At 42.6% G+C, this 11,766-nt stretch carries 13 protein-coding genes; 1 reads left to right on the forward strand and 12 read right to left on the reverse strand.

Features of this window, described 5'->3' with window-relative positions:
• Nucleotides 1-3 precede the first annotated feature (3 nt).
• The 4 genes from AC25Y5_RS12360 to AC25Y5_RS12375 all read right to left on the reverse strand — a co-directional run bounded on the left by AC25Y5_RS12360 (nt 4) and on the right by AC25Y5_RS12375 (nt 3,258).
• Complete coding sequence (locus tag AC25Y5_RS12360) at nt 4-735, reverse strand: pseudouridine synthase (RefSeq protein ID WP_482101911.1); 732 nt, start codon at nt 733-735, stop codon at nt 4-6.
• 162 nt (nt 736-897) lie between these two features.
• Nucleotides 898-1,899: a D-alanyl-D-alanine carboxypeptidase family protein gene (locus AC25Y5_RS12365; RefSeq protein ID WP_488140561.1), complete on the reverse strand. Its 1,002-nt coding sequence runs from the start codon at nt 1,897-1,899 to the stop codon at nt 898-900.
• Nucleotides 1,896-2,507: an SMC-Scp complex subunit ScpB gene (gene scpB, locus AC25Y5_RS12370; protein ID WP_488140562.1), complete on the reverse strand. Its 612-nt coding sequence runs from the start codon at nt 2,505-2,507 to the stop codon at nt 1,896-1,898. Before scpB ends, AC25Y5_RS12365 begins: the two co-directional genes overlap by 4 nt.
• Nucleotides 2,497-3,258: a segregation/condensation protein A gene (locus AC25Y5_RS12375; protein ID WP_488140563.1), complete on the reverse strand. Its 762-nt coding sequence runs from the start codon at nt 3,256-3,258 to the stop codon at nt 2,497-2,499. The genes scpB and AC25Y5_RS12375 overlap by 11 nt, the downstream gene beginning before the upstream one ends.
• 46 nt (nt 3,259-3,304) lie before the next feature.
• On the opposite strand from AC25Y5_RS12375, the gene AC25Y5_RS12380 reads away from it, so the two are divergent.
• Nucleotides 3,305-3,817, forward strand: a complete 513-nt coding sequence (locus tag AC25Y5_RS12380) for a DUF309 domain-containing protein (RefSeq protein ID WP_488140564.1) — start codon at nt 3,305-3,307, stop codon at nt 3,815-3,817.
• Here the strand turns inward: AC25Y5_RS12380 and AC25Y5_RS12385 are convergent.
• From AC25Y5_RS12385 to deoB, 8 genes are all read right to left on the reverse strand, one after another.
• Nucleotides 3,814-4,182 carry a GNAT family N-acetyltransferase gene (locus tag AC25Y5_RS12385; RefSeq protein WP_488140565.1) on the reverse strand — a complete coding sequence of 123 codons (369 nt, stop codon included), beginning with the start codon at nt 4,180-4,182 and terminating at the stop codon, nt 3,814-3,816. The two genes, AC25Y5_RS12380 and AC25Y5_RS12385, sit on opposite strands and share 4 nt — an antisense overlap.
• Before the next feature lie 177 nt (nt 4,183-4,359).
• Nucleotides 4,360-5,688 carry a diaminopimelate decarboxylase gene (gene lysA / locus AC25Y5_RS12390; protein WP_488140566.1) on the reverse strand — a complete coding sequence of 443 codons (1,329 nt, stop codon included), beginning with the start codon at nt 5,686-5,688 and terminating at the stop codon, nt 4,360-4,362.
• A gap of 64 nt (nt 5,689-5,752) precedes the next feature.
• Nucleotides 5,753-7,225 carry a spore germination protein gene (locus AC25Y5_RS12395; RefSeq protein WP_488140567.1) on the reverse strand — a complete coding sequence of 491 codons (1,473 nt, stop codon included), beginning with the start codon at nt 7,223-7,225 and terminating at the stop codon, nt 5,753-5,755.
• A gap of 4 nt (nt 7,226-7,229) precedes the next feature.
• Nucleotides 7,230-8,018 carry a SigF/SigG family RNA polymerase sporulation sigma factor gene (locus AC25Y5_RS12400; protein WP_482101919.1) on the reverse strand — a complete coding sequence of 263 codons (789 nt, stop codon included), beginning with the start codon at nt 8,016-8,018 and terminating at the stop codon, nt 7,230-7,232.
• A gap of 3 nt (nt 8,019-8,021) precedes the next feature.
• Nucleotides 8,022-8,468, reverse strand: a complete 447-nt coding sequence (gene spoIIAB, locus AC25Y5_RS12405) for an anti-sigma F factor (RefSeq protein WP_482101920.1) — start codon at nt 8,466-8,468, stop codon at nt 8,022-8,024.
• Nucleotides 8,458-8,811 (reverse strand): anti-sigma factor antagonist, encoded by a 354-nt coding sequence (locus tag AC25Y5_RS12410; RefSeq protein WP_488140568.1) that lies wholly within the window; start codon nt 8,809-8,811, stop codon nt 8,458-8,460. Before AC25Y5_RS12410 ends, spoIIAB begins: the two co-directional genes overlap by 11 nt.
• Nucleotides 8,812-9,241: 430 nt before the next feature.
• Nucleotides 9,242-10,555: a pyrimidine-nucleoside phosphorylase gene (locus AC25Y5_RS12415; RefSeq protein WP_488140569.1), complete on the reverse strand. Its 1,314-nt coding sequence runs from the start codon at nt 10,553-10,555 to the stop codon at nt 9,242-9,244.
• Nucleotides 10,555-11,745: a phosphopentomutase gene (gene deoB / locus AC25Y5_RS12420; protein WP_488140570.1), complete on the reverse strand. Its 1,191-nt coding sequence runs from the start codon at nt 11,743-11,745 to the stop codon at nt 10,555-10,557. Before deoB ends, AC25Y5_RS12415 begins: the two co-directional genes overlap by 1 nt.
• Nucleotides 11,746-11,766 lie beyond the last annotated feature (21 nt).

Raw genomic sequence — 11,766 nt, forward strand, 5'->3', positions numbered from 1 at the left:
AAATCAGCCTATTTTACCTGTCTCCGCGAGGACACGTAGCTGTTTCACTTCATGTTTGGTCAGTTCACGTGCTTCGCCTGCATTCAACCCGTGGGTTGTTATGTTCCCAAATGATTCCCTACGAAGTTTTTGAACCGGACATCCGATTGCATCGAACATTCGACGTACTTGGCGGTTTCTGCCCTCGTGAATCGTGATTTCAATGAGTGCAGTACCGGCTTTCTTATCTACCGTCTGCATTTTCACATGCGCTGGAGCAGTTTTACCATCTTCCAAATCGATACCTTTTTCTAGTTTACGAAGCGCTTCGCGATCGGGAATCCCTTTTACTTTTGCAATATACTTTTTCTTAATACCAAATTTCGGGTGTGTCATTAGATAAGAGAAGTCTCCATCATTCGTCATAATGATTACACCAGATGTATCATAGTCAAGTCGTCCAACCGGGAAAATCCGTTGTTCAATTTGCGGAAACAGGTCTAAAACGGTTTTCCTACCTTTCTCATCGTCGACAGTGGAAATAACCCCTCTTGGTTTATATAGTAAATAGTATACGTAGCTTTCTTTAACGAGCTCTACACCTTCAACTTCCACTCGGTCGGAATTGGATACTTTTGTCCCTAATTCCGTAACAACTACACCGTTCACTTTCACTTTACCAGCTACTATTAGTGTTTCGGATTTTCTCCGTGATGCAACTCCAGCTTGTGCTAGTACTTTCTGTAATCTTTCCATTAAGTCACCCCATCTTCATTCTGTAAAAAATTATGTCACACTTTGTCGTAAATGAAAAGAAGACTGACCTAGATAGCATCAGTCTTCTCAAAAACGTCACAATTGAATTATTAATGGTGACGGGGTTTGTTTTCCACGATTCTCAGTAGCTTTCGCTTAGATTCATTGTTTTAGTAGGACATTGCTCGCAACTAGCGGTTCTCCATCGAGTGAGACGGTCCATACGCCACTACTATTACCACTTTCCCCACGAGGGATTTGAATGACATTGGACAACTCTTCAGTTTCACCTTTTTTAAGCAGCAAACGAATGGATTTTTCCAATTCTGCTTCTACACCCGGTAGAATATCGTAGACTCCTTTTTTTGCGACGGTTACAATTTTATAGTTAGAAAAAACTTGATTTGCCAAGTTTTTATGTGTGTTCCAGTCATTACCGTCATTCAGCGTGACTACAATGATGTTTTTTCCATCCTTCTCAAAGTAGGTTGCAAGCGTTCGGCCAGCAGCTTTTGTAAAACCGGTTTTCCCTGCAATTACAGTCGGTTCAGAATGGATAAGTCGGTGTTTATTTCGCCAGCTATAGACTCGATCCTTGCCCTCATAACTATAGTTTTTAGTAGATGCAATTTCACGGAACTTGTCATTTTCCATCGCGTAGTGCAGCATAAGCGCTGTTTCAAACGCCGTAGACAAGTGAAGCTCATCGTGCAGGCCAGAAGGATTAGTAAAAACAGTGTCATTCAAGCCGTAGAGCAGTGCGTTTTCATTCATTAAATTCACGAATCCACCCATTGAGCCACCAGCTTCTTCTGATAAAGCATACGCTGCATCATTCCCTGATCGCAACATCAAGCCGTAGAGCAACGCATATGAGTCCATACTTGTACCTGTCTGCAAATATAGCGAAGATCCTTCCGCTGATGCTGCTTGTGGAGATATAATTACATCTCCGGGAGGTGTACCACTTTCAAGGAACGTTAACGCCGTCCAGATTTTTGTCAGACTGGCAATTGGCAACCTGACATTTTCATTATGGCCTTCCAGTAACCTGCCCGTGTCTGCGTCTATTACTGCCCATGCCTGACCGGACGCGGCCACTTCGTTTACCCCTGTGCCAAATAATATCGAGAAAAATAGGACAACAATCATTACCCGTTTCAAGAAATGTCTCCTCCTCCGTCATTTTCCATTGCAAATGCTTCCTGGAACTTTGTCATGAACAAGTCCGTTTCAATCTCCTCTCCCTCTTCGTCCTGAGAAAGCGGTGGCAAGCCGACAAGTGATTCCAAGCCGAAGCGGTCAAGAAATAAATCGGTCGTTCCATAAAGGATTGCTCGTCCACTTCCTTCAAAACGACCTTTTTCCATAATGAGCCCTTTAGCAATCAATGTGTTAATCGGGCCTTCGGATTTTACACCTCTTAGATCATCGATTTCAACGCGCGTTACAGGTTGTCTGTAGGCGATAATCGCCAATACTTCGAGAGAAGCCTGTGTCATGGTCTTTGGTGATGGATTTTCTAACAATCGTTTTAGATCCTCTGCAAATTCAGCTTTCGTCACTAAACGGTATGCACCACCAAAGATTTTCAGTTCAATACCACTTTCTCTTCGCTCTTCATAGTTTGTCCGAAGCCAGTCGATTACCTCTGTAACTTCAGATTCATCATGCTCCGTCAAAGCCGTTAACTGTTGAATGGTTAACCCTTCATCACCTACGATGAATAAAAAACTTTCAATCATTCCCGGCAAGCGGCTTTCAATCGCCATAACACTCATCCTCCCGTCGAAACGTCACAGTTATTTCGTCAAAATTACCATTCTGATCGACAGTGACGTCTCGCCGTTTCATTAATTCAAGCAAAGATAGAAAGGTTACAACGAGATCGGTTGTCTCCCCGTCTTCAAATAGAGAGTAGAAATCACACTTTCCGCCTCCCCTTTCTAATATAGCCATAATTTCGTCCATTTTTTCATTTAGCGATACTTCTGTTTTTGTTATACTAGCCGTTAAGGGTGCTTTTAAACGCTTTCTATTTAACATCTTTTGGAATGCGCCGATTAGATCAAAAACATTTAAACTCACTTCCGATTCATTCGCGACGATTTCACCAAACTGCGTAAGATCTTCAGGTGTTTTTGTAAAATGGACAGCTCGATCATCCGCCGATTCTTTCAGACTGATGGCAGCTTCCTTATACTTCCTATATTCAATAAGTCGAGCAACGAGTTCATCTCGCGGATCGTCTTCCGCATCCAGATCAAAGTCATCATCGAACGCTTCACTTTCGTGGACGGGCAGAAGCATTTTGCTCTTTATTTCTAGCAAAGTTGCAGCTAAAACTAGATATTCACTCAGCTCATCCAGTTGCAATACCCGCATCGCTTGAAGGTGTTCTATGTATTGTCCTGTCAATTGCGACATAGGGATATCGTATATATCAATTTCAAGTCTGTTGATTAAATGTAATAATAGATCTAGTGGACCTTCAAAAGCTTCCAATTTCACAAAATACGTCATACTTTCACACCTACCTATTTATCAAACTATGGAGAGGACTGTTAACATGCATCCGTACCATCATCCGTTATTCGTAAATTTCATTGTTTATTTTAACAGTAATCAAGACTATTTTGAATGTCATGAAGTACTGGAGGAATATTGGAAGTCTATTCCTAACAGAGATAAAAGCCACTCTTTAACCGCTTATATTCTCCTATCCACCGGAATGTATCATTGGCGTCGTGGTAATTTTAACGGCGCAATTCGAACGCTTGAAAAAGCGATGTCAAAATTACCGGCATCTGAGATAGACACTCCCGCCTTCACAGACGAAATTGATTTCCATCTACTTCTCCAAAATTTAAAAAATGCAATTAGTCGATTGAAACAGCAACTCCCATTTGAATCGTTCCCGATTGTCATCAAATCGCCTACACTGACTAAACTCGTGCATAAAGCGGAACAATCTATGGAACTACTTCCCTTCGGTGATGATGCTGTCATTCATAAACATATGCTAAGAGACCGTAGTGATATTCTTAGAGAACGCGAAGAAAAGAAGAAGGGCAGATATTAATTATCTGCTCCTTCTTCTTTCTGCGTACATTTTTGTATAAATTGTACAGTTTCTTCCGTACCAACGCATTTCTGTTCAGGAAATAATGCCTGTACCTTTTTCACCATTTCCTTGCCGATCCCTTCACCACGAAAAGAGGGGTTGACGGAAATATGTTGCAAAGTATAGATTCCATCACCTAATTCAAGCCCGATAACACCGATAAAGTCGTCATCTTTTTTATAAAGATACAACTGCCATTTATCATCTGTTTCGTATTGGTGAATCGTATCCTGCAGTTTTTTCACTGTTTTATCGCCGGGCATATACGAAAGTAAGCCCATTGCAATTTTTTCATTTATTTTCTTATAGCGTAGTAGTATCACTTGAATCCCTTCTTTTCTGAAAGTCCTTTCTGTTTCTAAAGGACTGACTGCGTTTTCCAATGATAAGCCTTGTCTATTATCGAGGATCGAGGACTGGTGCGACGAACCTCCAGTATACCGCCCCCCACATAATAGCTGCAACTACAATAAAGGCAAGCAGGAGGATATTGCGTTTGTTCAAATCTTCTCCCCCTGTCTAATTTGCTGCAACGGAATGTCGAGTCTGACAATGTCTTCATAGGTCTCTCTACGAACAACCAGCTGGTCGACTCCTTTTTCGCAGAATACAATGGCAGGTTTAGGAAGTCGGTTGTAATTACTAGCCATAGAATAGCCGTAAGCTCCTGTACAGAAAACAGCGATTATATCCCCTTCGACAGGTTGTGCCAAATAAGCTTCTTCAATCAGCTTGTCCCCCGACTCACAACATTTCCCTGCTATCGTTACTTTATCATCGTGAGGCTCATTCATACGGTTTGCTGAGACCGCAGTATATTTTGCACCGTAAAGTGCAGGTCGTATATTATCTGACATTCCTCCGTCAACCGCTATATAAGTGCGGATCCCTGGTACTTCTTTGGCGCTTCCAGCAGTATAAAGAGTCGTACCTGCATCTCCAACTAGCGATCTGCCCGGCTCTATCCAAACTTCAGGCATAGGGTAATTATAGCTGCGTGTCATAGACAAAACCACTTTCGCCATTTCTTCGATATATACTGACGGTTCAAGGGGTTTGTCTACCTCTGTATACCGAATACCAAAACCGCCGCCCAAGTTCAGAACGGTACATATGAATTCGTGATTTTTTTGCCAGTCAACCATTTTCAACATAAGAGCTTCTGCAGCTAATCGAAATGCATCCGTCTCGAAAATCTGAGAGCCAATATGACAATGCATGCCCAGTAAGTTGATATAAGGATGATTGTACAGTTCAAGAAAAGCCTTATCTGTCTGACCATTTTTTAAATCGAAACCAAACTTGGAATCTTCCTGGCCAGTTGTAATATAATCATGCGTCGAAGCTTCTACTCCAGGTGTTACCCTAATAAGCACATTCATCTTTTCTTCACGCGATTCCGCGATTTCTTTTACTAATCCGATTTCAGAAAAGTTATCGATAACAATACAACCTATTTTTTCGTCGAACGCATACTGTAGCTCCGTAAAACTCTTATTGTTACCGTGAAAGTGAATTCGATTGCTTGGGAAACCTGCAGCTACTGCTGTGTACAGTTCTCCTCCAGAAACGACATCAAGAGAAAGTCCTTGTTGTGCTGCTATTTCATATATGGCAATCGACGAAAATGCTTTACTCGCATAAGCGACTTGTGCACGGATGCCAACCTTTTCGAAAGTCTCTTTAAAGGCTTTTGCCCGTTCACGGAACAAGTCGATATCATAAACGATAAGTGGTGTTCCATAAGTATGTGCAAGATCAACCGTATCAACGTCACCTATTGTTAGGTGGCCTTGTTCGTTGATCGATTGAGTTCCGTATAAATGCATATTGCCTTCCCCCTCGACTTAGATAATTAAAACTTTATCATATATTGAAGGGTTGAAGCAACGTCTAGGACACACGGTTTCGATTAGGTGAGTTCGTTATGAATGGTCTAGGAGCATCTGCAGTCATCGGAAACCTTACTAGAACACGCAACATAGCTCTCGGGAAAAATGGGACAGCGGGCCATAAATACGGTATGCCCATCGGCTTTAAAGAGCATAAATAGTAAAATAGTACTGCAACAGCTATGAAAAATCCAGGTGCTCCAAGAAGTGCTGTCGATAACAAAATGCATAATCGGAAAATCTTTGTTGTCAAACTTAATTCGTAAGAGGGGATAGAGAAAGTGAAGATTGCGCTAACCGCTACATACAGTACGACTTCCGGAGTGAAAAGTCCAACATCGATTGCCACTTGTCCAATGACAATTGCGGCGACAAGTCCCATTGCGGTCGACATCGGCGTCGGCGTATGAATAGCTGCCATTCGGAGTATTTCGATACCTCCATCAGCAATGAGGAGCTGAACAAGAAGTGGGATGTCCCCAAGGTCTTTTGGCCCGATGTAACTGAGGAAATCTGGTAAGTATTGTTGTTTCGTCGCGAGCAAATACCAAAATGGCAAGAGAATGAGACTCATTAATGCTGCAAAGAAACGCATTAACCTGACCATTGTTCCGATAAGCGGTGCCTGGCGATATTCTTCGGCATGTTGAAGATGATGAAATAAAGGCGCAGGTACAAGTATGGCTGAAGGTGAAGTATCAACAATAATTGCGACATGCCCTTCTAGCAAATGAGCCGCACATATATCTGGGCGCTCTGTAAAACGTACAAAAGGCATTGGGTGAAAACGCTGTTTCATGAGAAATTCTTCAAGTGATTTATCTGTCATCGTTAGACCATCATGACGAATTGCATCCAATCTTTCCCGTACATACGTTAAATGCTCTTCACTAGCCGCTCCTTGCATATATGTAATGGCGACGTCTGTTTTTCCATTCATCGACACTTTATGCATTTCAAACCGTAAATCTTCTGTTCGAATCCGCCTTCTGACGAGCGCTGTATTTTGGATGATATTCTCCGTAAATCCGTCTCTAGATCCTCTGACAACTTTTTCGTTATCCGGTTCGTCAGGCTGCCTGCCCGGATAAGATCGTATATCAATCGTAAATGCATAACCATCAGGTGTTACAAAGCCTGCCATACCACTTAGAATCGAAGTTAGTAACTCGTCAGTATCTTTTACATTTGAAACAGCATGATATGGAAAAAAAGAGAGGAAGCGTTCCCCTCCATCTTCCACATCGTCGTTTCTCTCGTTATTCCTCTCGTTACTTCTTTCGTTATTCCTTTGCATTTCCGTCAATAACATTGTTATCGTGAGACCGTCAATAAGTCCATTAATATAAAACAGCATTGTTGGCATTTCCCAAAGGTGCAACGACCTGGCGGTGGCATCGAACGTCTTGTCTTTGCCAAAACATCTATAAAACCATTCTTCAGCTTCATTCATTGACTGAAATAATTTTTCCATTAGTTCAATCCGTCCTCACTTTTATAATACTTTCTTCCGGGTCTGCACCCATCCATTGTTTTAATTGTGCCAGGATTTTCTTTTCAAGCCGTGACACTTGAACTTGTGATATTCCAATTCTTTCCGCAATATCACTTTGTGTACAATCCAAATAATAGCGCATATAGATAATCGTCTGATCTCGTTTATTTAACTTGGATATGACATCTCGAAGCGGGATGTGATCGAATACTCTCTCGGATCTGTCATCGCGAAGCTGATCCATAAGCGTTAGACTATCTCCTTCACTTTCATAGAGCTGCTCATGAAGTGAGGCAGGATCGCGCAAGGCGTCAGATGCTAGAACGATTTCGTCGACTGTTACTTCAAGTACTGCCGCAACTTCTGAAATAGATGGTGATTTACCATGTAATTTGATGTAATCATCGGTTGCATGACGAATTTTAAAACTAAGCTCCCGGATTGACCGACTCACTTTAACCATTCCGTCATCCCTAAGAAAACGCTGAATTTCTCCAACAATCATCGGGACGGCATATGTCGAAAATTTAACTTCATACGACAAATCGAACTTATCAATGGATTTCATAAGACCGATACAACCAATCTGGAACAAATCTTCAGGATCCGCGCCGCGGGAAGAAAATCGCTGGACGATGGACCAGACGAGCCGCGTATTCCCTTCTACCATCATTCTTCTTGCTTCTTTATCACCTTCCTGTGAAACTTTGATGAGTTCCCTCATCTTTTCCTGGGTCAACAAAGCGGGTTTCACTTCAACAGATGCGTCCATGGGTCACCTCATTCTGCTTGCTTCCGGGACCGGAGAAAACGTTTTTTCGAACTTGACGGATGTTCCATTCCCTAGTACAGATTCGACAGATACACTGTCGGCGAAACTTTCCATTATCGTAAATCCCATTCCCGATCGCTCCATGAACGGTCTTGTCGTAAACATCGGTTCCATTGCCTGCTCTACGTCAAAAATACCCATTCCTTCATCTCGGACCGTCATTGTCACTTTATTTCCTTCAATCAATGCATGCAGGGTGACTAGACTCTTCCCATCACATTCGTAACCATGAATAATCGCATTCGTTACAGCTTCTGAAACAATTGTCTTAAATTCAGAGATTTCTTCGATTGTCGGGTCCAACGGCGTGATAAAACACGTCATTGCCATCCTTGCAAGTGCTTCATTTTCTTCAATAGCGACGAATGATAACGTCATTTCATTGTTCATGTAATACCCCTCCAATTTCCCCGATCGCGATATCGACCGTGCAATGCCTTATATTCGGTCCCAGACCAGAAAATGTAAATATCTTCTCCATTGTTACGGATGGATTTAATATGAGTGTTTCCCCTTCAATAGGTGCTAAATCACGCATCCTGCCGAGAATGAGTCCTATTCCTGCACTATCCATGAAACCGAGATTTTCCAAATTCCAAATGACCGCCTTGACTTGTCCGCTAAAAATAGATGACGAAATGTGGGAACGGATTCGATTTGCCTCATGATTGTCCAATTCCCCTCGCAGTGTTGCAATTAAAATCCCATTGTCAATAATTTCGATGTCAGCCATGCTGAACCCCCTCCTTCCTGCAAATTATTCCACAACTGGAGGGTAAAAACCTTACACTTGACAGAACTAGTCAAAGTCATTGAAAGGTTCTTATATTTCGACATTGCCAACTACTAGTGAAAGTATGTACGTCTTCCAATCGATTTACACATGAGAGAAAAAAGAATTAGTTGACGCGGATTCTCGGGTGAGCGGCGGAAATTCTCGAACGGTTGACGAGGGCTATTGGGCGGTCCATCCAGCTTTTCGAGCGGTTGGCGGGAGCTATTGGGCGGTACACCTAGCTTTTCGAGCGGTTGGCGGGGGCTATTGGGCGGTACACCCAGGCTTTCGAGCGGTTGGCGGGGGCTATTGGGCGGTCCACTACATAGCAAAAAAGCTCCCCCCACCAATAAGTATTTGGTGGGGGGAGCTATGATTTCAATTACTATCAGCCCGTTATCATTTCTCCGATGAGACGCGGACCTTCTACTGCTACTTTTCCTACAGTAATATGTTTTTGTATAAGTTTCATGGATTGTTCTACATTTTCTGTATTTGAATGAATGATGGCGAGCGCTTCACCTTCTTGCACAGCGTCACCAATTTTCTTAGTTAACACAATTCCTACTGCCAGATCAATTTCAGCATCTTTGGTGGCTCTTCCTGCACCGAGGAGCATTGCGGCAACACCGATGTCATCTGCTTCCATCTTCGTAACATAACCTGATGATAGCGCCGGTACGACTATTTGGTATTGTGCGGTTGGCAATAATGAAATATCATGTATGACCTTACCGTTACCACCTTGTGCTTCAATCAATTTACCGAATAATTCAAGCGCTGAACCATCAGCAATGACGGCTTTTAACATACTCCGAGCTTCATCGATTGAATCTGCTTTTGCTCCAGCTACAATCATTTTGCTACCAAGAACGAGACAAAGTTCTGTCAAATCTTCTGGACCATTCCCTTTGAGGGTTTCAATTGCCTCAATCACTTCAAGAGAGTTTCCGATTGCAAACCCTAATGGCTGACTCATATCAGAAATGACTGCCATCGTATTTCTACCGACCTGCTTTCCAATGGCAACCATTGAATGCGCCAGCACTTTTGCGTCCGCTTCCGTTTTCATGAATGCGCCGTCTCCCGTTTTCACATCCAAAACAATTGCATCTGCTCCTGCAGCAATTTTCTTACTCATAATGGAACTTGCAATTAGTGGAATACTATTAACCGTAGCCGTCACATCACGCAAGGAATACAGTTTTTTGTCGGCAGGCGTCAAGTTGCCACTTTGACCAATGACCGCCAACTTTAAATCATTCACTTGCTTTACGAACTGTTCTTCAGTTAATTCAATGTGAAACCCTTCTATCGACTCTAGCTTGTCGAGTGTCCCACCAGTATGACCAAGCCCCCTGCCGCTCATCTTCGCGACGGGAACGCCGCATGCTGCAACCAGTGGGGCAAGTATTAGTGTTGTTGTGTCGCCAACACCACCGGTAGAATGTTTATCGACTTTTATTCCTTCGATTGCAGACAAGTCGATTTGGTCACCAGATTCTACCATCGCCATAGTTAAGTATCCTTGTTCTTCCGAAGTCATCCCTTTGAAATAGACCGCCATAAGGAATGCACTCGCTTGATAGTCAGGAATCGATCCATCTGTATATCCATTCACGAAGAATGTAATCTCTTCTTTCGTCAGGGCGTAGCCATCTCGTTTTTTCTCAATTACATCAACCATTCTGAACAAAATCATCACACCTCTTCTAATAAATCTAAGAAACTCTTGCCGAATTCAGGCATTTTCACATTAAAGTTTTCTGCAATCGTCGCGCCAATGTCTGAGAAAGTTTCATTCTGCGGCATGGCTCCACCCTTGTTAAATGATGGTGAGTAAATAATAAGGGGAACATATTCCCTTGTATGATCTGTACCTTCATGGACGGGATCATTGCCGTGATCTGCAGTTAGGATTAGCAAATCATTCGGACGCATTGCACTCATGATTTCTGCGAGTCTCACGTCGAACTCTTGCAGAGCATTTCCGTAACCAAGGGGATCCCTGCGATGCCCAAATAATGCATCAAAATCAACCAGATTTGTGAAACTGAGCCCCGTGAAGTCTTTTTTCATAACATCCAACAACTTATCAACACCGTCCATATTGCTGACAGTACGTACCGAATCCGTTATTCCTTCTCCATTATAAATATCAGAGATTTTTCCAATTGCAATCACTTCATAACCCGCATCTACCATTTCATTCATGACAGTACGACCGAATGGCTTCAATGCATAATCATGGCGGTTCGTAGTACGTTCGAAATTACCCGGTTCGCCGATGAACGGACGTGCAATAACACGACCGACTAAAAACTCGGGCTTCATTGTTAATTCTCGTGCTATTTCACAAATCCGATATTGTTCCTCAATCGGGATAATCCCCTCGTGCGCAGCGATTTGCAATACTGGATCCGCCGACGTATAGACAATTATTGCGCCGGTCTCCATATGTTCTTGACCTAACTCATCAATAATTCCAGTACCACTTGCCGGTTTATTGCCAATTACTTTCCGACCAATGCGTTGCTCTAATTCTGAAATCAGTTCTTGTGGGAAACCATTTGGATATACTTTAAATGGTTTGTCAATATTGAGGCCCATTATTTCCCAATGACCCGTCATAGTATCTTTCCCAACAGAAGATTCCTGCATTTTACCAAAATAGCCTCTTGGTTCATTCACAGGAGGGATGCCTTGTATTTCACTAATATTGGAAAGCCCAAGACTGCCCATAATTGGCATATTTAATCCCCCCACAGCTTCACCGATATGACCCAGTGTGTCTGCACCTACATCACCGAAAAGATGTGCGTCTGGCGATTCCCCTATCCCCACGGAATCGAGTACGATTAGATGGACGCGTTCAAATTGTTGTTTTTTCATTATATTTCCTCCATAAATTAC

This window comes from Sporosarcina sp. Y1011 (assembly GCF_057669885.1).